Below are 21,730 nucleotides of genomic sequence, written 5' to 3'. Positions count from 1 at the left end.
GCTATAAAGAGATTCGCAAGACCATAGTGCGAACTTTGACTATAAAACTTATTCCTTTTGGTATTGAAGGGAAACATGGGCTATTAGTAATAGGTTATGCAATAGTATTCGATTGAAAAATTCCAATAGAATATTTAGTCGATGCCGTATCAGTTTTTAGGTTGGGCGCGAAATAGGTGAAGATGGGTCAAAACTAATTTAGATATTGGCCTTTCCGCTTCGCTTCAATGAATAATAAGCCAGAACTGAGGAGGCTTCGTTCTCCATGGTACAAATTTGAATCAATTCTTATATAATACACAAACTGATTTTAGTTTAAATTTGTCTCACACCATTATGTTAATGAACTGGATCTAATTCTGGCGGAGCCAGGTAACTTTAGAGAAAAGTATCACTAAACTAGTAATTGTTTTTAGACTGATTCAACATTTTCGGCATATTAATCAAATTTGCATATAGCGCTATTTTTTTAACTCTATCTCGATATTACCAGTTTTTTCATTTGGTAATATACAACCAGTCCCGAGTCGGAACTCAGCATCACTGACCAGATGTAGACACACAAAGAGAGAGTAAAGAAATGAAGCTATATATCAGTCGTAGCGACACCCCAGTAATTCCTGCTGAAGCACAAAAACAAATCACTAAATACATTTCATCTGCCGTTAAAGAAGCAATCGAATGTGAATTTAAAAAAAGAAATATCATTATTGTTAGTGATGAACGCAATATATATCGTGATGCATGTATCGCACGCTCATATCAAGTGAAAATCCAACATGGCAAAGATATAGTAAACCTTGGTAACACAGCGCTTGCGAAATCGCTATTTATCTATACGTTAGCGTCCCACAGAGAAGATATCCAGAGAGAGAAAGTTAGGGTCTTTAAAGAGTGTAAAAAAGCATTATCCAAGATGCCAATTGAAAACTTAGAGATAATCATCAACGAAAGACTTTTAGACTCAAGTGAACAATTCATTCAAGAATTAAAATCAAATCTCTTCAAAGAAAAGTATGAAATAGTTAAATCGATAAGTATTAGTTCTGACAACAAAAAAGTTAAGTTCGTCGATGTAGACTATAAAGATGACCTGAATCACTTAATTTCGATGCAAGGTATCCATCTTTTCACCGGCGAACGCGGCACTGGTAAATCACAGTTGCTTATGCGCTTATTTGAAGAGGCTCATATAGACAAGCGCTACCCAATTTACATGTCTGCTTCTAAGGTTCTATCTCGATCACTGCTGAAAAAGAATGATACAAGACACTATGACTTGGCATGGTCTGATACATTTGCTCGTGGAGCACTCGGCGTAATGCTTAAACTTATGCTTGACGAAAACTACTTCGATATGCGCTGGAATTCAGAAATATTGATAATTGATGAACTTGAAGATGTACTTGATTTGTCAACATCTGAAATCGTCGGTAATGGGACACTCGAAGATAAAAAGTTACTCCTTCAAAGATTAGAGGAACAAATAAATAAATCTACATCTGTTATCGCAGCAGATGCATTCATTAACGATAACACAGTTGATTGGCTATATGAGCTCGCAGAAAAGTCCAATAAGACAATATTTGTTTATCGTCAGAAAAGCCAATTTCAAAAGCCTTTAGTGCGCGTCATGTCCTACGCTACTAACCTTGAATTAAGTAATCGTTCAGTAATAAATGGAGAAAAAAGTGGCATTTTTTCAGATGCACAACACAACAAAGTTAAGTCAAAATTTGAAGCTGAGATCATTGCCGTTAACACTAGGAAGAAGAAAATATCAGAAGATAATCAAAAATACATCGCTGGATATACGCAGATTGATGCAGCATTCATGCATTCTGACCAAGCAAGTGAAACTGGTGATATATCAAAACTTTCAAGTTCAGTTCAAATGATATTCTATAACTCGGCAGCAAAGAATGGCCTGAGCCTTCTTGATCCAGATTACAAGCGAGTTTCAGTTCTCTGCCATGGCACGACTGCACCGAACGACATTGTTCAAGCTGATGGCCGATTCAGATTCAGAGAAGAAGTGTGGTTAAGCTTTGATAAACCTGAGCGTAGGCTTTGCACTAATCCGTTAAGCATTCTTGTTGATATGATAAATAGAGAGTTCAGTGATGAACTGACTGAAGAAATGCTTGATGAAATGAAGCGTGATATTCATCTAAAACGTATTGCGTCCCGCATTTCTTTCAAAAATAAGATGCGTGAAAACTACGAATTTACAGTGCTCACAATATATGAATTCTTGGGTCACGAGATTGAATTTTTTGATGATAAAAAAGCGAGTATTCAAGGTAACAAAAATCGTAAAACTGGTTTGGTTGAAGAAAAGGCTGCTCGTGATGCAGAACTCATTTCAGCTGAAAAAATAGGTAATGTTGAGGCTCAGAAAATTATGCGGATGGGGGAGCATATTAACAAAGAAAATAAACGCAAGTTGAGGAGTTTTGAGTTGCGAAATTTCTATAAAGTACCAGTCTTAACTTCTGAACTAATTGACTTTGACCGTGATGGTAAGTGCGAACAGATGCTGAGGACAATTTTGCTTGCCGAAGTATCAACTAACTTACTGACATTAGATGAACAGTTCAAAAAGCAACTTATACAGCGTTTTATCAGTACTATTCAATTACACGATAATGAATTTAGATATAACAATATTGATGCTAAAAAATTCCAAGACTTTTTGTTTGATGAAAATATTGAAATCGGTTTTCAACATCGAAGGGCAATAGATGTTTTTTATGCCACATTCAAGATAGCTAATGTTTCAAGCAAAAATGCTTTATCAACAATTACATCTGTACTTGAAAAAGAACTATTTATAAAGCCAATATCAGCTAAAAAGAAAGATAGGCAAAGAGCCTACATTGCCAATATGGCAAGTGAGACAAAAATGTGGCTGGAACACATCAAAAGTGAAACCATTTCAAAAAGCTTATTAGTAGCATAAGAAAAGAAAAGGCAGGTGACCAAACCTGCCTCAGGGCGGCGAGAGTAAATGCCGCTTTCTTCCTTATTATTTTAGCACTTTAGACCTTTATTTCACACAATATCAAGCAATTAATAGCTTTTTTAATTAAATTTATAGAATAAATTATGCACAAAAATTCTGGTTAAATTGTGAAAAGATTAACAGCACATCATTGAATTTTCTTACGTTAGCTGAGTACACTTTTTGCATCATATTATTTGATATTTTTCCGTGGATAAGAGAAGCAACACTACAGGCTATCGCCGCTTGACTGTCACAATCCCCTCCGAGCCATAAACATTTTCGAAGTGCATCTTCAACGCTGGTTGATTTAAGTCCAATGAAGAGCGATATAGGCACTGTATCCCAGGCAGAAGTAGTAAAAACACCTCTTCTATCTTTGCGCTCGAATTCAAGATCGTAATCTAAGTAATATCCCCAATTTTCGTAGCACTGATATTTAATCTCTTCAAACCCAGCACCATGTCTAAGTTTGAAAATTACCCACGCAACTGATTCGGCTCCGCACATTCCTTCATGATGCGAGTGCGTTATCTTGCTAATTTTTTGTGCTAGGTGAATTGCTTCATTTTCCGACTGAGCAACATAACCGGCGGGAATAGATCTTGTTGCACTGCCATTCCCTGACGAATCGCCAATGTCCTGCTCAAGCCATTTGAAAAAACTAAAGCTATATTCTTCATAGGGGTACTTTTGATACCAATCAACCAGGGCTCTTTCAAAATTATCACTATCTTTCAATAGTTCTGAGCAAATCGCAGCGGCCAATATCGAATCGTCAGTTATATGCGAGGCGGGAGAAAATAGCGGGAGCGAATATCCGCGAATTTTGTCGCTTCCCTCATATATACTACCAACGTGATCACCCAACAACAGGCCGTTCAATATTTAAGCTCTAAATTAAGCTCAGAAGGGCTATGACCTTCGATCAATTGAATTAGATCTTCAAAGCTAGCCGTATACTCAGAGCCAAGTCCAGTCAACACATATAAGCTGCCGGTGTGCGTTCTTGCTATATTATCTTCGATATACAATATTCGTGAACTACACACATAGTCACCACTTTTAAACCTGTTTCTCTCATCCATCTCGATAATAGCCCAGAGCACTCTCAATTGAGTTAGCTCGTCGTTTACATAAACTACAGACCAATTTTTAACAAAAGTTTTTAAACTCATAGCTTTATCCTGAAAAATCCAGAGAACAGTATAAAAGGAATCGCAAGGCAAAAAATAAGCAAAAAAGTGTCGTTTGTTAGAGCCCGAGATATATCAAAAGGCCATCCCCAAGGCAGAAAAAAGAAAACAGATCTGATAAAACGTTGTACCGCATATAAATTATCAACTGCAAATAAATACATCGTGTAGCCCAGAATCGCGATGACAAAAACTCGTTCGACAATCATATTAACTCCTACTGCATGATGTATTGATAATTATTTCTAAAGTATTCAAGAGCTAACTGGCTTCCATCTTCCTTAAGCATGTTTGCATCGAAAGCATCACTAAAACGGTCGCTAGACACTCCGTAACCAACATCTGTAGTGCCAGTGCCGTTATAATATCTAACGTCCATCAAGAGATTTAATACAGCATCTTTACCGCTATTCTTATCAATATAGCTATATGCTTTAGCGAAGTGCTTGTACGCAAGACCTAAATCTCGTTGAAAAGCACCATCAGAGTCAAGGAAGTGCACAACATCAAGAGGATAGTAACCGCTTGTGCTAGTTGCCATATTTTGACCAGCAAGGAAAGTAGCTTGCCCTTCTGCGAACCAAGTATCTATAACACTGCCAGCATCTACTGGTGTGCCAATGTTCTTTTGAATTGTATGAATAAGTTCATGAAGAACAACCTGCGCTGCATCAGAACGATTTACCATTGACTTTGGCGGAATAATCATTCCTAAAATGGAACCTATTCCATAAAGATCTTCGCTTCTGTTTTCATCAAGACAAACAACTATTTTATCCGGAACAATCTTGCGATCATCTAGATCAAAGTTGTAGATATTTTTGAACATAGCAACAAATTCACTCTGTTTTTCATTTGAAATAACATTCCAATACCCGTGAATAATGCTTTGTCGAGTGTAATGATCCATTGTGTCCCAACCAACAGGTGCTACAAAATTACTATCGATACTGGCGATATCCTGATCTACCCCGCTAGTGTCTTCATAACCATCTAGGAATCCAACCATGTTATTGACAACAACTGGTGAGTATTTAGGGCGATATGTATCAAACTCAGCCTTACTAAGACCCATTAGGTTTAAAGCCTTAGCAAAATTATTTTCAACCATGGTGGCTGCATATTTAAAGTCAGAGTCTGGTAATGACGGACTACCATAAACTAATGTGTTAGCTGACTCGAAATAATTATAATTATTCTCATTAAGACATGACCCGCCGCTAGATAATAATTGATCATCAGTGTAATAAAGATCAGTGTCATAGGCTGATTTAAACTCACCAGCAACATAATCACCACTAGCACTGTAAGTGTTAGTATCTGAGCCAACATCACTGCCACAGCCGGCTAGTAAAAGTACAAGCAAAGAAAGAATATTAAACAAATATTTACTCATGATTATTCCTTTTGGTTTTAATCTTTTGCACTCGATTGATATGATATTTTTTTAGACCGCTGGCTGTGCTGATAATTATCCAATAGATATTGTTTTTAGTATCAAACACATCTTCAGATAATGTTCCTTCTTCGTTTTTTTTGACAGCTTGTATTAACCAAGCCAGTTTTAAGTTTTTGAAATTAAAAAAACTAAGCTGTGATAAATCTAAATCATGCAATCTGCCCTTGAACTGCTCTTTAAGTGCCTTTACGACAGCTTTTTCAGTCACGGGATCACAAATCAAGTCATGTAAATTTGGTGAAATAACAACTCTTATTTTTCCACCATTTAAATATTTTTGAGCTACAAGCGGATGTTCGTGAACACATCTAATAACGTTGAAATTTAATGCTGCGATTCTGTCCAATAATTTAGTCAATCTCAACTCCACTTTCCAAAAATGCTTTAATGTCATCTTGCTGAAGTTTTTGTTCAAGCTCTTCATCAATTGAAACGACATGCACAATAAATGTATTTTCAGATTGTTTTTCGTCAACGATTTCGAATACATTAATAATAAGTGTTAAATTATGAAATGAAGTTTTTGCGCATCCATTTTTATTAATATCAACACAAGATAAGACTTTATAAAATGCTGATTCATGATCATCTACAACACGCTGAACTTGATTAGAAAAACAGAAACTAAGAACTTTAAATTCATACAATAGATCACGTTTAGTCTGATCACTAGTCATGTGTAATAAATCAATAATATTTTTTGTAGACATGAGAAGTCCTTCCAAAAAAATTGAAATCAATAGTATTTTTATGTTTATTAGTTAAGTATTAGAATCGAAATTTATAATTGCTTGAAGTGAAAACCACTGATAGTCATTGCGTAAAATTCTCATATCTTCTATCTCGCTGTATAAGCCAACATCAATGTGATTTTTGTGTGATATACGAAAGAAAATTGTTTCTTGATAGTAATCAAGCATACCGCCGCTATGATCGCAAAACGGGTCATGCTCTCTTTTAATCTTATGTACAAATATAGATTTCAAAAGTTGAACGACCGAACCATTTTCTTTAACTAACGTACAAATGCCATTTGAGAAAGAGAGTATTAATTCTTTGTTGTCTTCAAGCTGCTTTAGCTCGTTTAAATGTTTTATGAGAAGTGAACGTAAATAATCATTGTGAAGAGAAGTGTCAGACATTTACAACCCCCTTTTTGAAGGGGGAACATCTTAACATGTTCGTAGCTACTTGTCAATATATGTAGCTACGTGTTGATACGTATTATTAGTGATTGTACAATGTTACCGATGTCTTAATAAGAAGAATGTTATGAAGAAGATTTTGGCTACAGGAAGACTTACTAATAGAGAAGAAACTACAAAGTTGACTAGCGTACATATTGATAAAGAAGTTCTGACTTTAAGGGAGGGTTACACAAACAGCTTATCTTTAATAGGTTAATGCAAGAAGGTATTAAATCTATTATGAAAAAAGATGGTCAAATTATTGTAGAGAAGCTAGAAAGTTTAGTATAGTGCACGCAGTAAAATATGTCCCGATAACTCAGCTGGATAGAGTGTCTCCCTCCTAAGGAGAATGCCGCAGGTTCGAATCCTGCTCGGGACACCATTTCTTTAACCTATTTGGGTCAATAAATACAAAAATAGCTAATTTGCACAGCATTCACAGCATTCACAAAATTAAAAACCTTATTTAAAGATCACTCTCAATTAAAAATCACAAATTCGAATCTTACTCATGACACCACTCCCCAGGCTAAATTTTGGGTTTATTAATTTCTATAAATAAAAAAATAGTTAAATTGCACCACAAAAATGCACCACAAAAAATAAACCATTTATTTACAGAAGCTTACACTTCTAATCAAGCGCCTCCTAAGCGGCCGATCGGGGTTCGAGTCCCTGTGGGGAGACCATATAGCCTCTTATGTGTTTATATTATGATGAGTTATCAAGTGATGTCCTGCTATAGATCCCTTTCTTAGCGTTTTACTTTCAGCTGTTTGGTTCAAATTTTAGATATTAATGTCCATTTTAGACGTTTATGGTCATGCATATAAAAATTAAATGTATGAGTAATAGCATCGGATTTTTATATGGCTATGATATTTATTATTATCTTCTTATACGCTGCAACAACTACTGATTTTGTCCCTATTGATTTAAACAATTCAAAACTATTTACAATGTAAGTTGAACAATGTTGGTACCGTTTTAGGTGAAAGATGATGGTCATCAATATGGTACAACAAGTTACTTTGTCCATCTTTGTTAGTTAGCGGATATACATCAAGTAGTGTCATGTCTAAAGACAGACATAAATTTGCCAGCGTAAGGTTATAATAAGCGATAATATCTTTAAACTTTTGTTGCTCTGGTTGCGGGAGTATTTCAATACTATTAGGGTGAGGAGCAGGCACGCCGCAGAGAATGATCTCAATATCAAAAGAGTCAGCAAGATTTTTGAGCGCATTGACATATTTTGACAACATATCGTCAATTACATCTTTGTAATCTCGTTTTGATTTCAAACTATAAGTGTAAATTCCTTCGCCTGGTCGGCAATCAATTTCTCCAAATGCAATCACCACTTTAGAGCCCGGAGCAAGATCGCGCAGTAATGATACAAGGCTTATCTGGAATTTGTTTTCATCATCGGTGACAAAGTGAATAACCTTAGCACCCATGATAAATAGAGAATTTATTTGATAGGTTTGTTGCTTGTACTGAACAGATGTTCGGTTAGGGGCTAATCCATGGCTTTCAGAGATAAAGTACATTTTTGTCGTGTCATCAGCGAGGTGATAACAATCTTTATATTTGCCACTTTCATATAACGATATAAGGTTTTTAATATAACCATGAAAGATAACGAAATTTTTCAAGTATTTTTGCTGAGAAGGAAACTGGTAAATAACTTCGCTCAGCATTAATGCGTGCTTGGCTTCGTCTAAATGGTTGAATAGGTAATATATGATGGCCTTGCCGATAAGCAAAATACAGAGTTGTTGTTCAGACAATTGCTGACTTTGTATGCCAAGTTCGGCAACTTCAAGAGCATCTTGATAACGGTGTTGGCATAGATGCAGATTGAACAATTGCCAATAGGCTTCGAGGTCTGTTCTACCGTTTTTATACTTATTTTGTGTTTCAAGTGCTTTTACTAGTGTCTTGGCTGCATTGTCAAACTGACCTTGATCGAAGTAAATAACACCTAATTGAAGATAGAAATCTGATTTGGTGGCATTTTGTTTGATGGCTATTTTGCAATAGCTTTCTGCCAATGAATAGCTGCCCTTATTATGCAAACAGATAGACAAATTGTAATTAGGGGAAGGTAAAAGAGGATCAAGACTAAGTGCTTTTTCATAACACTGGCTTGCTTCAATAAAATTTTCTTGGTCAAGGTAAACATTGCCTAGGTTACTATGGAATGCGGGTTGCTGGTTGTTAATGGCAATAGCTTTTTTGAATTCGGTAATAGCAGGTTCAAATTGCCTAAGGAAATAATAATTTAAGGCCGTTAAATGGATCGCTTCAACACACTCAGGTTTTTTCTCAAGAATTTTTGCACATAAGGAAAGTGACTCGATATACTCCTTTTGAATACATAATGTCTCAGCTCTGGCTATATTACTTTTTATGATCATTTAACGCGCCCCAAAATTCTATTTTATATAGCGTAACATACTAGATTAAATACCAATGTGGAATTTAATAAAATTGCCTACATCATCGAATGACTTATGTTATATGGGGTAAAAATTCTCGTTTTATTGATAGTCAAATTTATGGATTACCAGATTGAAACAATTAAAAAACCACAGACTCCTGTTGTGAAAGATGTCTGGATAATTTAACCACATCAGTAATGAATAGCACTATAAAGCTAAGGCGCAATAGCTTAATTAAGCTGTTTCCGACGACGAAATAGAATCTGTTTACTTTAAATAGTCTAAAACAAAATACCATTTCTACTGGCCACAACTAGAAATGGTTTTATAACAATGGGACACTGTTATGGAGGACTGTACTTTTAAACTCTATTTTTCATCAATCTCCACATCATTTATCTTTCTCGCTATCGCAGTCTGGTCGGCTTTAGCGTTATAATTGTGCTTCATTTTTGTTGCTAGGAGCAGTTGTTTGTCATATTCATATATTCCGTTTGATCTTTATAAGCGTAAGTGGATTTTTAACCATAAAGATTTGCCTGTATCAGATGATGATAAGGCCTTGATTAAACCACTGACCGATAAAAGTGCCATGGAAGTGTGGGATAAGTGGATAAGCAATAAGAGCAGTCGCGCGGAACTATTCGAAAAGGGTGACTGGCCAGCTAAGCAAGATGCTTGGACGACAACCGAACACTGGCAATCGGCATGGGATTCTAATGACAATGCGATGCCTGAAGTGATTATTGAGCATATTCAATGGCCTGATGATGCGGTGGTGTATTTTTGTTATGAAAAGTACCAAATAGTTGAAACTCGTTGGGATGTTTTTGTGCGTAATTGGAAGTGCTTTTTATTTTTTGATGATGGCCCAATTCTTATCTCGCCAAAACACAAGCAAGCATTGATGTTTCTGCAAAATGGCCAATATAAATTAGGTGTTCGCGGTTAATTAACCCGCCCTAAGTTGTGGCTGTTGACTAAATGATGTTGTAACCGTTTGTATTACCGTTTTTTAGAGAGTTTATATGAAATTATTAGCTTTAATTGGATTGAGCTTATCGTTAATGTTGCCGTTGTTGGCACAAGCTAGCATGATTGCAGATGTTGATGTAGCAGAGCAAATGACTGCTGCAGAGCAGCCATTAGTATTGAATGGCGCTGGTATACGCAGTAAGTTTTTTATGGATTTATATGTGGGGAGTTTGTATCTGCCGACAAAAATGCACACTCTAGAAGATGTACTTGCTCAACCTATAGCGGTGATCCAATTAACTATCACTTCAGGAATGATCTCTTCAAACAAAATGCGTAACGGCATAACTGAAGGATTTGAGGCCGCTACCGACAATGACACGCATTTTATTGCCAAAGACATTGAACATTTTACACAACTATTTGCTGATGAAATTGTCGAAGGTGATCAATTTACTTTTGTGACTCAAAAAGGAAAGGGCGTGACCAGCATTAAAAATGGTCAGGTTCAGGGCGAGATAGTTGGTGAGGCTTTTCGTCAGGCATTACTTAAGATTTGGTTAGGCGAAGAGTCTGCACAACAAAGTTTACGTGAAGCAATGCTAGGGAAAGCTTCTAACTAGGTCGCTTCGCTGGCTAGTATCGCTTCGCTGCTAAGATTGTATAGTATCTAGCCGCGAAGCATCTTCGACTCTAGGCTTTTCGCATGCTACAAAAGTAATAAAATGAGAGTCGCGAGATCGCAGTGCTAATAGGGAAGTATTAGGCTGAAAAGTCATTACCGAGAGTTGAAATAGTAGACGTTTTACCTTTGCCATTATAGGTTAAGCTTGATGCATTTCGGCTGGCTTGTAATGCTTGGGCAAAGCGATTGAGGCTGGCAATATTGAGCTCAATCAAGCTGGAATTTTGGCTGTTGATGTCTTTGCACTCTGCAAGAATGGCTTTAGCTTGCGCGACTTTTTGTGCCAGTTCAGCATCTGTCGTAAGCAGATTGTGTTGTGGGTGATTTGCTAATTTTTCGTCTGTGATTTTCATGTTGAATAAACATTGAGTTTTGTCTTGAGAAAGTGCTAACAGTTTGTCTGCATCTTGTTTTGATAATGCCGATTTTTCTTCAAAAATAAGCTGTCTTAGCTGTACTAACGTTTTATTCTGGGTGTCTAATAGTCCACGAAGTTCATCGTGTAGCAGTTCATTTGACTGTTCATTTGGCTTTTCATTTAGTACGGTCATAAATTACTCTTAAGTTTTCTTAGCTAACACTTCACTATAATGCAAGGTTGCACCTATTGTCTGTGTGTCGTTAAAACAAATTAAAGAGTAACGTTTAACGGTTACTCTTTATTAAACGATAAACTGCCTAGCTCTGCTTCAAAACTGGCAATATTCGCTGCTAGCTTTTCAGGATCGACTTTATAGCGTCCTTCAGAGATAGCTTGCTTAATTTCAGCGACCTTTTTTTGGTCGACTTCTGGTAGCGATGCCATTTTCGTTTGTGCACCCTGAAGCTGTTGAGCTTGAGAGGTAATGCTGACGGAATCAGTTTTAACCGGTGCAGCTGATTTTGGGGCTGCAGTCGTTTTAGATTGCTCAGCAGACTGCGTGTCACGAGCAGTGCGCATTTGTGTATTGTTAGCAGTGTTATGCTTTATGTCAATTGCCATGGGAGGCTCCAGCGTAATGAATCAGGTTTTCCAAACAGGCTATCGACACCTTAGGGAAAAACTTTAGCTTTATTTTACATTCTTACTTCAACTTCGCCAACGCCAATTACAACAGCATCAAATTGTTTCTCTGTATTACTATTTTTGACTCTGATCACTTCATCAATATTACCGTCTCGCAATGCTTCGCCTAGGGTTTTGATTTGAACATTAGCGGTTTTTGCATAAATAGAAACATTGTCACCTTTGCAAACAAAACACAGATTATTGGTTAATATTGGCGAGTCTTTGCTAACACGACGTTTCACTCGTGAACCTATTAATGTAGATGTTTTAGAAAAATATTGGCCTTTTAAATTATATTGGTCGACATACATTATCTGTAAATGATGTTGAGCAATGATTTGATCTTTAGAAAGTAACTGATTAGCGACTACGACAGGATATTTTATTTCGACTCTAACTGAGATGTACATTTGCCATGGGTAGTCATAGTCAGGACTATTGCAGCTTAATTTTACCATATTATTGCGGCTAATTGCTCTCTCGCTGGCGAGTTCTACATTGATTGGTGGGTAACACCGCGGTGGGTTTATTCTGCCCTCAAGATTTTGTGGAGTAATTTCTATCTTAGCTTTTGAGTTTGCATCAATTTTTTTGGCGACCGTCTCTTTAGCTAATGCGTATATGGTCGATAATGTAGGTGTTACGATCTCTTCGCTAGCAAATACAGGCGAAAAAAAGGTTATTAAGCACAAAAAACATAAAAAAAATACTTTCATAATGAAGATACTAGCTTGTTTTGCCAGAATACACCTATACTTTGGGAAATGAATAATATGCGAGTTATCTCGGCATACGTAAGAAGTTAAGAGTAAAGAACCTAAGGATGTGACAATAACATTATCCTTTCGTCAAAAAAGTGTCGGTTTACTGTGAGTATGAGTCAATGCTAGTTAAAGCAAGTTACATGCCCACTTTTAGATATCAGTTAATTGATAAGTATTCGCTAGGTTGGTGATAGTTTATACTCATGTTGAACTTGTAAGTCAGTAGATAAACACATTAACCGTATTATGTTAAACCTTGGTCTACTATAATTTAAAAAACAATTTATCCATTTGGGTGACCGTTAACTACAAGGCTGTTTTATGTCGAGCATTTTAGATTCAGTAAATAAACGTACTCAACTTGTCGGGCAAAACAGACTAGAGTTGCTATTGTTTAGGCTTAATGGCCGCCAAAGATTTGGGATTAACGTATTTAAAGTGAAAGAGGTGTTGCAATGCCCACCACTGACTACTTTACCTAAATTAAACCGTTTTGTTAAAGGTGTTGCTCATATTCGTGGGGCAACCATTTCTGTTATCGATTTAAGTGCGGCTACGGGTGGGCGTCCACTGACATCGACCGAAAATTGTTTTATTATCATTTCAGAATACAACCGAAGCGTTCAAGGCTTTTTAGTGAGCTCTGTTGAACGTATTATCAACATGAACTGGGAAGCGATTATGCCTCCTCCACAAGGTTCGGGTCGTTCATCATATTTAACGGCTGTCACTGAAATTGAAGGTGAGTTAGTTGAGATTTTAGATGTTGAAAAAATTCTCGATGAAATTTCACCGGTTAAGACTTCTATCAGTAAAGAGGTCAATGAAACATTAACCATTGATAGAGATCAACATTATCATATTATGGTTATTGATGATTCAACAGTGGCTCGTAAACAAATTATTCGCTCATTAGAGTCCTTAAATCTACAAATTGATACTGCCAAAGATGGTAAAGAAGCGTTACTTAAACTGAAAAGTATAGCGACTGAAATGGATGATGTATCTGTTGAAATCCCGCTTATTATTTCTGATATTGAAATGCCTGAAATGGATGGTTATACACTAACTGCAGAAATTCGCGATGATCCAAAATTAAAGAACATAAAAGTAGTATTGCATACATCATTAAGTGGTGTGTTTAACCAAGCAATGGTAGAGAAAGTAGGGGCTAACGACTTTATTGCCAAGTTTAACCCTGATGAATTAGCCGCAGCGGTTAACAAACATTTGAGCTTATAAAGCCAATATTGATATTTTAGTTCATAAGCTCGTATATTTAGGAAGATAATGTGACAGATAAATCACTTGCTGAAGCAGAGTACAATCAATTTAGGCTGTTTTTAGAGCAGCATAGCGGTATTGTGTTAGGTGAGAATAAACAATATTTAGTGCGCAGTCGTTTAGCTCCACTGATGGGAAAGTATAATTTACCTTCTTTATCTGAGGTGGTTAAAAAGTCAATGAAACCGACAGAACGTCAATTACGCGCTGAAGTGATAGATGCAATGACGACAAATGAAACCTTATGGTTTCGAGACCGTTATCCATTTGAATTACTGCACAATACTCTGTTACCTGAGTACAGTAAGCTTGGTCGACCATTGAAAATATGGTCGGCGGCGTGCTCTTCTGGGCAAGAACCTTATTCTTTAGCCATGACTGTGTTGGAGTATCAGCAACGTAAACCTGGTGCTTTACCGGGGGGGGCTGCTATTCAGGCAACTGATTTGTCACCTTCAATGTTAGAGCGTTGCAAGAATGCTGAATATGATGGTTTAGCCCTAGCTCGCGGTTTGTCTGAAGAACGTAAACGTCAGTTTTTTGATACCTTGCCGTCAGGCAATATGAAAGTGAAAGATAATGTTAAGCGTTTAGTTAATTTTAGGGCGCACAACCTCCTTGAAAACTATAGTCTATTAGGCAAGTACGATATTATATTTTGCCGTAATGTCTTGATTTATTTTGGGCCAGAGGCAAAAGCTAAAATTTTGCGGCAATTTGCTGCCGCACTTAATCCAAAAGGGATTTTATTTTTAGGTGCGTCAGAATCTCTTGCGGGTTTGAGCGATGAATTTAATATGGTTCGTTGTAACCCTGGTATTTATTATCAAAAGAAAGTTTAGGTAAAATAATAGCTTAACCTAATTATCATGCCGGCATTCGTCGGCATGTTTGTTTTTATCTTTTTATTCGTAAAAAAATTAATTATTGGCATAACCTTTGCTTTATTCCTATCAGTTAGCTGATGGAGGCAATTTTATGGCGATTAATTTCGATAATGCATTAGGTGTTCACCAATACTCATTGGGCGTAAGAGCTCAAAGAGCAGAAGTGATTTCAAGTAATATCGCCAATGCCAATACTCCTCATTATAAAGCTAAAGATGTTGATTTTGCTTCTGCGATGCAAGCGGCAAGCTCACATCAGAAGGGCTTGAGTATGAGTAAAACCACAGATAAACATTTCGATTTAACGGCATTAAGCCAACAACATGTTCAATATCGTGTACCCAACCAAGCCGATACCGGTGATGGTAATACAGTCGACACGCAAAAAGAGCAAGCAGCATTTATGCAAAATGCGCTGGAATATCAAATGTCATTAGGGTTTCTTGAAAGTAAATTTTCTGGCATGACTAAAGCATTGCGGGGTGATTAATTATGAGTTTATTTAATATTTTAAATGTATCTGGCTCGGGTATGTCTGCGCAATCTGTGCGGTTGAATACCACCGCCAGTAATATTGCCAATGCGGATTCTGTATCGAGTAGCGTAGATAAAACCTATCGTGCACGTCATCCCGTTTTTGAAGCCGAATTAATGAAAGCCAATAGCCAGCAAAATGACTCACCAGGAGTCACTGTTAAAGGCATTGTCGAAAGTGACAAACCATTGCAAAAAGAATATTCACCAGACCATCCAATGGCAGATAATGAGGGGTTTATCTACAAACCCAATGTTAATGTAATGGAAGAAATGGCAGATATGATTTCTGCATCACGCTCTTATCAAATGAATGTTCAAGTGGCTGATGCGACTAAGACTATGTTGCAACAAACACTAAGGATGGGTAAATAGTATGATTATTCAAGGAGGTAACAATGAGCCTCGTTAATGCTTACAGTCAGTCTTTACCGCAACAGTCCAGTAGCGCTTCTAATACCAGCGCGACCACAAAAAGCTCGGTACAGACAAATACAACGACGACTACAACAGGTAATGTTTTTCTAGATAGCATCCGTTTACCTGAAGAGAGTGCGATCCCTGAAGCTAATGATCAGATGTTACAGCAAGAAGATTTTTTTGCTTTACTCAGTCAGCAGTTATCGATGCAGGATCCATTTGAGCCCGTTGACAATGACCAAATGATTGCGCAAATGGCATCATTCTCGACAGTCGATGGTATTTCAAATCTCAATGATGAAATTCTTAACCTTAATACTGTCATGAGCTCAAGCCAAGCGTTACAAGCTTCAAGTTTAGTTGGACGTAAAGTGCTTATTCCTTCTGATACTGGCGCTATATCTACTGAAAGCCCTGAGATTAAAGCTGTGATCAGTACACCATCGGCAATCGAGTCTATTACGGTTAGGGTGGAAGATGAATCCGGCCAGCTTATTAAGAGTTTTACTGTTGATGGCAGTGAAGGCGGCAATGTTGATGTCACTTGGGATGGTTTAGATAAAAATGGCGAACCTGTTGAAGCAGGTAATTATGCCATTAAGGCCAGCGGTAAAGTGGATGGAACATCGGAAGATTTAGCGGTATCGACTTATGCCCATGTTGCCAGCGTGTCTTTAGGCACAACGGCAACAGGAGCCATTTTGAATTTGCGTGGAGTAGGCGGAATTAAGTTATCTGACGTACTCGCAGTATCCGAAACATAGAGTATGACCAACAATAGATTATTGGTCGTATTTATAAATGAATTAATTGTGAGAGGTGAACTATGTCATTTAACATCGCATTGAGTGGTATTGCTGCCGCGCAAAAAGACTTAAACACTACCGCGAATAATATCGCTAACGTGAATACCGTCGGTTTTAAAGAATCTCGTGCAGAGTTTGCTGATGTGTATGCAAATTCAATTTTTGCAAACAGTAAAACAACAGTGGGTGGTGGTGTTACCACCACGCAAGTTGCCCAACAGTTTCATCAAGGTAGTTTACAATTTACCAGTAACTCGCTGGATATGGCGATAAGTGGTAGCGGATTTTTTGTTACTTCATCAGATTTAGATACACAGGATCTATCTTATACTAGAGCCGGTGCATTTAAAGTTGATTCAGATAATTATATGGTTGATTCAGCAGGTAATTTTTTACAAGGGTTCCCTGTAGATGACGATGGTAACTCTACATCGGTGAGTTTAACAACCACAGATCCAATCCAAATTCCGGATACTGCAGGTAGCCCAGTGCAAACAGAAAGTGTTGGCTTGCAGATGAACCTTAATGTGGGTGAAGATGCATTAGACCCAGCTAGTTTTGACCCAGATGATTCTGATACATTCAACAACTCTACTTCGGTAACCATTTATGATTCACTCGGTGAATCGCATATTATGACTACCTACTTTATTAAACCTACCGCAGGTTCATATACAGGTGAAAGTAACTGGGTAGCTTTTTATGCAGTAGATGGTGAGCCGGTTGATGTTGCAACTGGTGCTGGTAGTTATGATACGGATACCGATGGTGATGGTACCGTTGATGGATCTGGTACCGCATCAGCTACCAACCCAAGCGGTGTTGGAACATGGTCTGGTGCTGTGCTTAAATTTAACTCTACTGGTACTTATACTGGCAGTGACCCAGCTACTATTACCACAGAGGCACTCGGTACTGGTGGTGCAGAGGCTTTAGGCCCTGGAGCCGATGGTACTCAAACGCTTACAATAAGCTTTAATAACCCAACTCAGTATGCTTCTCCGTTTGAAGTGACTGAGTTAACTCAAGATGGTATTACCGTTGGTCGATTAACTAATGTTGGTATTGGTTCAGATGGTTTGATCACCGCCAGTTACAGCAATGGTTCAACGGTTCCGTTAGCACGGGTGGCATTAGTGCGTTTTGCTAACGAGCAAGGACTCACTCAAGTGGGTAATACGTCTTGGCAAGCCAGTTTAGCTTCAGGTGATGCATTAGCTGGTGAAGCTAACAGTGGTACTTTTGGTAGTATAAATTCATCAGCTCTTGAACAATCTAACGTAGATTTAACCACTGAGCTTGTTGATTTAATCTCGGCTCAGCGTAACTTCCAAGCCAACTCGCGTACGCTCGAAGTTAACAATACTTTAAATCAAACAATCTTACAGATCCGCTAAGTTTACGTTTACCTTAAAAATTTATGCTTATCTGATAAAAGGTGTTGCCGTTTACGGCAACACCTTGCCTTTACCCTTCTTGTTATAACTCATCCTTATTACTCCCCCCTCGTGTTGATTGATTGTTTTTTGACACTTACAGTGACTCACTATTTGTTATTCTTATTTAATTTCAGTTAATTACATTTCTTAAAACTCCATCAGCCCTCATTGGCATGATGATTGCTTGTTCTGTATATATAGTATTTTTACTGAAAGTTTGACGGAGCAACAAATGGACAAATTTCTTTATATTGCCATGAGTGGCGCAAAGCAAGGGATGAATGCCTTAGCGGTAAGTGCTAACAATCTTGCCAACGCCAATACTGATGGATTTAAAGCTGACATGGTCCAAGCCCGTTCAATGCAGGCATTTGGTGAAGGTTTGCCTACACGGGTATTTTCAATGATGGAAAGCCCAGGCAGTAATTTTAACGGTGGTCCTATTAAAACTACTGGTCGCGATCTTGATGTTGCGGTTAAGGGTGATGGCTGGCTTGCTGTGCAAGCAGCTGATGGTTCAGAAGGCTACACCCGTGCAGGCAGTTTAAAAATTGACAGTACAGGTATGTTGTTAAATAGCAGTAACCGTCCGGTGATGGGGACGTCAGGTCCAATTGTGTTACCTATTCCTGTTGAAAAAATAGAAATTTCGGCCAACGGCATTATTTCAGTACGTCCGCAAGGAGCAACAGCTGAAATAGTCGAAGAGGTCGCCAGGATTAAATTAGTTAATCCTGGTAATGAAAACCTAATGCGCGGTGAAGATGGTTTGTTCCGTCTTATTGCGGGTGGTAATGCACCAAATGACCCTGGGGTTGAAGTGGAAAGTGGTGCCGTTGAAGGCAGTAATGTCAACTCAGTGCATGAAATGGTCGCCATGATTGATATTCAACGTCAATACGAAATGCAAGTCAAAATGATGAAGAACGCTGAAGAAATTGATCGGGCGTCCACTTCCTTGATGAGAATTAGTTAGGAGTAATTATTATGCATCCAGCGTTATGGATAAGTAAAACCGGTGTCGATGCCCAGCAAACCAACATTGCCGTTATTTCTAATAACGTGGCTAACGCCAGTACTGTTGGGTTTAAGAAAAGTCGTGCGGTATTTGAAGACTTACTTTATCAAACGGTTAATCAAGCAGGTGGTGTTAGCTCAGACAACAGCAAGTTACCGAATGGTTTGAACATTGGTGCGGGTACCAAAGTGGTTGCCACCCAAAAAATGTTTACTCAAGGCAACATGCTCACCACGGATAACTCGTTAGATTTAATGATTGAAGGCTCAGGTTTTTTTGAAGTGCAAATGCCAGATGGCACAGCTGCCTATACACGAAACGGCCAGTTTAGCTTAGATGAAACAGGTCAGATTGTAACACCGGGCTCGGGTTATGTCGTGCAGCCAACAATTGCCATTCCTGATGATGCAACCAGCATTACCGTGTCTTCGGCTGGTGAAGTATCAGTGCAAATTCCTGGTACAGCAGAAAGCCAAGTGGTAGGGCAGCTCACTATGACTGACTTTATTAATCCGGCTGGTTTAGATCCCCTAGGACAAAACTTGTATACCGAAACGGGAGCAAGTGGCACGCCAATTCAAGGTACAGCATCACAAGACGGTTTAGGTTCTATTCGTCAAGGGGCATTAGAAACATCAAACGTAAACGTGACTGAAGAATTGGTCAACCTTATTCAAGGCCAACGTATTTACGAGATGAACTCCAAAGTCATCTCGGCAGTTGACCAAATGCTGTCTTATATTAATCAGAATCTCTAAGGAGCTAACATGATTAAATACATTGCGTTAGCATCATTGGTGTTATTGGCTGGCTGTAGTTCTACTGCCAAGAAACCTATTGCAGATGACCCATTTTATGCGCCGGTATATCCAGATGTTACTCCGACGCAAGCGGCGGCGACGGGATCTATTTATCATGATACCCAAGCTTCAAGTTTGTATTCTGATATTCGTGCTCATCGTATTGGTGACATTATTACTGTCATGCTGAAAGAATCGACTCAAGCCTCGAAAAGCGCCAACAACGAAATCAAAAAGGGTACCGATTTAAGTATGGAACCTATTTATGCTGGTGGTAAAAACATATCTATTAGCGGCGTACCTATCGATTTAGGTTACACCGACAGCATGAATACCAAACGAGAATCAGACGCCGATCAATCTAACAGCTTAGATGGCAGCATTTCGGCCAATATCATCCAAGTGCTCAGTAACGGCAATTTAGTGATACGCGGAGAAAAGTGGATTTCGATTAACAACGGTGATGAGTTTATTCGTGTTACCGGCATGATCCGCAGCCAAGACATTACAACAGACAATACCATTGACTCCACACGTGTGGCTAACGCTCGAATTCAGTATAGCGGTACCGGTACGTTTGCTGACTCCCAAAAAGTCGGTTGGCTGAGTTCATTCTTTATGAGTGACTGGTGGCCTTTTTAAGGAGTAATGCATGAAAACTAAACTGTTTAGGTCGACTGTCTCAATAGTCGCGTCAATATTAATGCTAACCGCACCGGTACATGCCGAACGGATTAAAGACATTGCCAGTATTCAAGGGGTACGAAGTAACCAATTAGTCGGATATGGCTTAGTGGTTGGTTTGCCTGGTACCGGGGAAAAAACCCGCTATACCGAACAAACGTTTAGAACCATGCTTAAAAACTTCGGTATTAATTTGCCCGACTCTGTTCGTCCTAGTTCAAAAAACGTTGCTGTTGTGGCAGTACATGCTGATATGCCAGCCTTTATTAAACCGGGTCAAAATCTTGACATTACCGTGTCTAGTTTAGGTGAAGCAAAAAGTTTACGTGGTGGTACTTTATTACAAACCTTCTTAAAAGGTGTCGATGGCAATGTGTATGCCATTGCTCAAGGCAGCTTAATTGTCAGTGGTTTTAGCGCTGAGGGGCTTGATGGCTCAATGGTTATTCAAAACACCCCAACAGTTGGCCGTATCCCAAGTGGTGCCATTGTTGAACGCAGTGTTATCAGTCCATTTGCTAGTGGTGACTACCTTACTTTCAATCTTCGCCGCTCAGACTTTTCGACCGCCAAGCGCACTGCCGATGCCATTAACGATTTACTCGGTCCAGATATGGCGAAAGCTATTGATGCAACCTCTATTCAAGTGAGTGCCCCACGCGATGCATCACAGCGGGTGTCATTTTTATCGACTTTAGAAAACATAGAAGTCATTCCAGCAGAAGAGTCGGCCAAAGTCATTGTTAACTCACGTACCGGTACCATAGTGGTAGGCCAGAACGTCAAGTTATTACCCGCGGCTGTCACCCATGGCGGGTTAACCGTCACCATTGCTGAAGCTACCCAAGTTTCACAGCCTAACGCATTAGCCGGTGGCGATACGGTTGTTACCACTAACAGTACGATTGATGTGTCAGAAAAAGATCGTCGTATGTTTATGTTTAATCCGGGTACCACACTTGATGAGCTTGTCAGAGCCGTGAATTTAGTGGGTGCAGCACCATCAGATGTACTTGCCATCCTCGAAGCGTTAAAGATGGCAGGTGCTTTGCATGGTGAACTTATCATTATCTAAATATTGTCGGAATGA

Annotated in this window: 23 protein-coding genes and 1 tRNA gene; 14 read left to right on the top strand and 10 right to left on the bottom strand. The window is 38.5% G+C overall.

The window, feature by feature from the left end; all coding sequences use genetic code 11:
* Positions 1 to 580 precede the first annotated feature (580 nt).
* Positions 581 to 2,962, top strand: a complete 2,382-nt coding sequence (locus tag FH971_RS13960) for an ATP-binding protein (protein ID WP_140234716.1) — start codon at positions 581 to 583, stop codon at positions 2,960 to 2,962.
* A gap of 144 nt (positions 2,963 to 3,106) precedes the next feature.
* Here the strand turns inward: FH971_RS13960 and FH971_RS13955 are convergent, their stop codons facing one another.
* From FH971_RS13955 to FH971_RS13930, 6 genes are all read right to left on the bottom strand, one after another.
* Positions 3,107 to 3,889, bottom strand: coding sequence for an ADP-ribosylglycohydrolase family protein (locus tag FH971_RS13955; RefSeq protein WP_167496028.1), 783 nt, complete (start codon positions 3,887 to 3,889; stop codon positions 3,107 to 3,109).
* A complete protein-coding gene (locus FH971_RS13950; RefSeq protein ID WP_140234714.1) occupies positions 3,886 to 4,182 on the bottom strand; it encodes a DUF6957 family protein in 297 nt (98 codons plus the stop codon). Before FH971_RS13950 ends, FH971_RS13955 begins: the two co-directional genes overlap by 4 nt.
* Before the next feature lie 235 nt (positions 4,183 to 4,417).
* A complete protein-coding gene (locus tag FH971_RS13945; protein ID WP_140234713.1) occupies positions 4,418 to 5,596 on the bottom strand; it encodes a hypothetical protein in 1,179 nt (392 codons plus the stop codon).
* On the bottom strand, positions 5,589 to 6,017 hold the full coding sequence (locus FH971_RS13940; RefSeq protein WP_140234712.1) for a phospholipase D-like domain-containing protein: 429 nt from the start codon (positions 6,015 to 6,017) through the stop codon (positions 5,589 to 5,591). The genes FH971_RS13945 and FH971_RS13940 overlap by 8 nt, the downstream gene beginning before the upstream one ends.
* Entirely contained in the window at positions 6,010 to 6,369 is a 360-nt protein-coding gene (locus FH971_RS13935) for a hypothetical protein (protein ID WP_140234711.1), read from the bottom strand. The genes FH971_RS13940 and FH971_RS13935 overlap by 8 nt, the downstream gene beginning before the upstream one ends.
* A 51-nt stretch (positions 6,370 to 6,420) precedes the next feature.
* The gene (locus FH971_RS13930) at positions 6,421 to 6,801 is read right to left on the bottom strand and encodes a hypothetical protein (protein WP_140234710.1); all 381 of its coding nucleotides are present in this window, start codon (positions 6,799 to 6,801) and stop codon (positions 6,421 to 6,423) included.
* Between the two features lie 353 nt (positions 6,802 to 7,154).
* On the opposite strand from FH971_RS13930, the gene FH971_RS13925 reads away from it, so the two are divergent.
* Positions 7,155 to 7,231 (top strand) — tRNA-Arg (locus FH971_RS13925).
* A gap of 568 nt (positions 7,232 to 7,799) precedes the next feature.
* Here FH971_RS13925 and FH971_RS13920 read toward each other — a convergent pair.
* Entirely contained in the window at positions 7,800 to 9,272 is a 1,473-nt protein-coding gene (locus FH971_RS13920; RefSeq protein ID WP_140234709.1) for a tetratricopeptide repeat protein, read from the bottom strand.
* Between the two features lie 496 nt (positions 9,273 to 9,768).
* Here FH971_RS13920 and FH971_RS13915 point away from each other — a divergent pair, with 496 nt between their 5' ends.
* Both FH971_RS13915 and FH971_RS13910 read left to right on the top strand, forming a co-directional pair.
* Positions 9,769 to 10,248 (top strand): DUF2947 domain-containing protein, encoded by a 480-nt coding sequence (locus tag FH971_RS13915; protein ID WP_140234708.1) that lies wholly within the window; start codon positions 9,769 to 9,771, stop codon positions 10,246 to 10,248.
* 76 nt (positions 10,249 to 10,324) lie between these two features.
* Positions 10,325 to 10,894: a chalcone isomerase family protein gene (locus FH971_RS13910; RefSeq protein WP_140234707.1), complete on the top strand. Its 570-nt coding sequence runs from the start codon at positions 10,325 to 10,327 to the stop codon at positions 10,892 to 10,894.
* Between the two features lie 139 nt (positions 10,895 to 11,033).
* Here the strand turns inward: FH971_RS13910 and FH971_RS13905 are convergent, their stop codons facing one another.
* From FH971_RS13905 to flgA, 3 genes are all read right to left on the bottom strand, one after another.
* Positions 11,034 to 11,507, bottom strand: coding sequence for a flagella synthesis protein FlgN (locus FH971_RS13905; RefSeq protein ID WP_140234706.1), 474 nt, complete (start codon positions 11,505 to 11,507; stop codon positions 11,034 to 11,036).
* A 101-nt stretch (positions 11,508 to 11,608) separates the two neighbouring features.
* A complete protein-coding gene (flgM, locus tag FH971_RS13900) occupies positions 11,609 to 11,938 on the bottom strand; it encodes a flagellar biosynthesis anti-sigma factor FlgM (RefSeq protein ID WP_140234705.1) in 330 nt (109 codons plus the stop codon).
* A 74-nt stretch (positions 11,939 to 12,012) separates the two neighbouring features.
* Positions 12,013 to 12,720, bottom strand: coding sequence for a flagellar basal body P-ring formation chaperone FlgA (flgA, locus tag FH971_RS13895; protein ID WP_140234704.1), 708 nt, complete (start codon positions 12,718 to 12,720; stop codon positions 12,013 to 12,015).
* Positions 12,721 to 13,089: 369 nt separating this feature from the next.
* Here flgA and FH971_RS13890 point away from each other — a divergent pair, with 369 nt between their 5' ends.
* The 10 genes from FH971_RS13890 (at position 13,090) to FH971_RS13845 (ending at position 21,715) form a co-directional block, all read left to right on the top strand.
* Positions 13,090 to 14,010: a chemotaxis protein CheV gene (locus tag FH971_RS13890; RefSeq protein ID WP_140234703.1), complete on the top strand. Its 921-nt coding sequence runs from the start codon at positions 13,090 to 13,092 to the stop codon at positions 14,008 to 14,010.
* A 50-nt stretch (positions 14,011 to 14,060) separates the two neighbouring features.
* Complete coding sequence (locus FH971_RS13885; RefSeq protein WP_140234702.1) at positions 14,061 to 14,894, top strand: CheR family methyltransferase; 834 nt, start codon at positions 14,061 to 14,063, stop codon at positions 14,892 to 14,894.
* 136 nt (positions 14,895 to 15,030) lie between these two features.
* Positions 15,031 to 15,429: a flagellar basal body rod protein FlgB gene (gene flgB / locus FH971_RS13880; RefSeq protein ID WP_140234701.1), complete on the top strand. Its 399-nt coding sequence runs from the start codon at positions 15,031 to 15,033 to the stop codon at positions 15,427 to 15,429.
* Positions 15,430 to 15,431: 2 nt separating this feature from the next.
* A complete protein-coding gene (gene flgC / locus FH971_RS13875; RefSeq protein ID WP_140234700.1) occupies positions 15,432 to 15,848 on the top strand; it encodes a flagellar basal body rod protein FlgC in 417 nt (138 codons plus the stop codon).
* Between the two features lie 23 nt (positions 15,849 to 15,871).
* Positions 15,872 to 16,657, top strand: coding sequence for a flagellar hook assembly protein FlgD (flgD, locus tag FH971_RS13870; RefSeq protein ID WP_140234699.1), 786 nt, complete (start codon positions 15,872 to 15,874; stop codon positions 16,655 to 16,657).
* A gap of 62 nt (positions 16,658 to 16,719) precedes the next feature.
* Positions 16,720 to 18,096 (top strand): flagellar hook protein FlgE, encoded by a 1,377-nt coding sequence (flgE, locus tag FH971_RS13865; RefSeq protein WP_140234698.1) that lies wholly within the window; start codon positions 16,720 to 16,722, stop codon positions 18,094 to 18,096.
* 274 nt (positions 18,097 to 18,370) lie between these two features.
* Entirely contained in the window at positions 18,371 to 19,114 is a 744-nt protein-coding gene (gene flgF / locus FH971_RS13860) for a flagellar basal-body rod protein FlgF (RefSeq protein WP_140234697.1), read from the top strand.
* Positions 19,115 to 19,125: 11 nt separating this feature from the next.
* Positions 19,126 to 19,914: a flagellar basal-body rod protein FlgG gene (flgG, locus tag FH971_RS13855; protein ID WP_140234696.1), complete on the top strand. Its 789-nt coding sequence runs from the start codon at positions 19,126 to 19,128 to the stop codon at positions 19,912 to 19,914.
* Between the two features lie 9 nt (positions 19,915 to 19,923).
* Positions 19,924 to 20,598, top strand: a complete 675-nt coding sequence (gene flgH, locus FH971_RS13850) for a flagellar basal body L-ring protein FlgH (protein WP_140234695.1) — start codon at positions 19,924 to 19,926, stop codon at positions 20,596 to 20,598.
* A gap of 61 nt (positions 20,599 to 20,659) precedes the next feature.
* The gene (locus FH971_RS13845) at positions 20,660 to 21,715 is read left to right on the top strand and encodes a flagellar basal body P-ring protein FlgI (RefSeq protein WP_240778504.1); all 1,056 of its coding nucleotides are present in this window, start codon (positions 20,660 to 20,662) and stop codon (positions 21,713 to 21,715) included.
* Positions 21,716 to 21,730: the final 15 nt, after the last annotated feature.

The sequence above is a fragment of the Shewanella polaris genome, from assembly GCF_006385555.1.
Classification (GTDB): Bacteria; Pseudomonadota; Gammaproteobacteria; order Enterobacterales; family Shewanellaceae; genus Shewanella; species Shewanella polaris.
This window is presented reverse-complemented; position numbering and strand designations above follow the sequence as displayed.

Excerpts from the sequence above, each read along its gene's own strand:
- FH971_RS13945 (WP_140234713.1), bottom strand. The coding sequence starts at position 5,596 with ATGAGTAAATATTTGTTTAATATTCTTTCTTTGCTTGTACTTTTACTA.
- flgB (WP_140234701.1), top strand. The coding sequence starts at position 15,031 with ATGGCGATTAATTTCGATAATGCATTAGGTGTTCACCAATACTCATTG.
- FH971_RS13935 (WP_140234711.1), bottom strand. The coding sequence starts at position 6,369 with ATGTCTACAAAAAATATTATTGATTTATTACACATGACTAGTGATCAG.
- FH971_RS13920 (WP_140234709.1), bottom strand. The coding sequence starts at position 9,272 with ATGATCATAAAAAGTAATATAGCCAGAGCTGAGACATTATGTATTCAA.
- flgE (WP_140234698.1), top strand. The coding sequence starts at position 16,720 with ATGTCATTTAACATCGCATTGAGTGGTATTGCTGCCGCGCAAAAAGAC.
- FH971_RS13930 (WP_140234710.1), bottom strand. The coding sequence starts at position 6,801 with ATGTCTGACACTTCTCTTCACAATGATTATTTACGTTCACTTCTCATA.
- flgF (WP_140234697.1), top strand. The coding sequence starts at position 18,371 with ATGGACAAATTTCTTTATATTGCCATGAGTGGCGCAAAGCAAGGGATG.
- FH971_RS13905 (WP_140234706.1), bottom strand. The coding sequence starts at position 11,507 with ATGACCGTACTAAATGAAAAGCCAAATGAACAGTCAAATGAACTGCTA.
- FH971_RS13890 (WP_140234703.1), top strand. The coding sequence starts at position 13,090 with ATGTCGAGCATTTTAGATTCAGTAAATAAACGTACTCAACTTGTCGGG.
- FH971_RS13950 (WP_140234714.1), bottom strand. The coding sequence starts at position 4,182 with ATGAGTTTAAAAACTTTTGTTAAAAATTGGTCTGTAGTTTATGTAAAC.
- flgA (WP_140234704.1), bottom strand. The coding sequence starts at position 12,720 with ATGAAAGTATTTTTTTTATGTTTTTTGTGCTTAATAACCTTTTTTTCG.
- flgM (WP_140234705.1), bottom strand. The coding sequence starts at position 11,938 with ATGGCAATTGACATAAAGCATAACACTGCTAACAATACACAAATGCGC.
- flgC (WP_140234700.1), top strand. The coding sequence starts at position 15,432 with ATGAGTTTATTTAATATTTTAAATGTATCTGGCTCGGGTATGTCTGCG.
- FH971_RS13960 (WP_140234716.1), top strand. The coding sequence starts at position 581 with ATGAAGCTATATATCAGTCGTAGCGACACCCCAGTAATTCCTGCTGAA.
- flgG (WP_140234696.1), top strand. The coding sequence starts at position 19,126 with ATGCATCCAGCGTTATGGATAAGTAAAACCGGTGTCGATGCCCAGCAA.
- flgH (WP_140234695.1), top strand. The coding sequence starts at position 19,924 with ATGATTAAATACATTGCGTTAGCATCATTGGTGTTATTGGCTGGCTGT.
- FH971_RS13845 (WP_240778504.1), top strand. The coding sequence starts at position 20,660 with ATGCTAACCGCACCGGTACATGCCGAACGGATTAAAGACATTGCCAGT.
- flgD (WP_140234699.1), top strand. The coding sequence starts at position 15,872 with ATGAGCCTCGTTAATGCTTACAGTCAGTCTTTACCGCAACAGTCCAGT.
- FH971_RS13910 (WP_140234707.1), top strand. The coding sequence starts at position 10,325 with ATGAAATTATTAGCTTTAATTGGATTGAGCTTATCGTTAATGTTGCCG.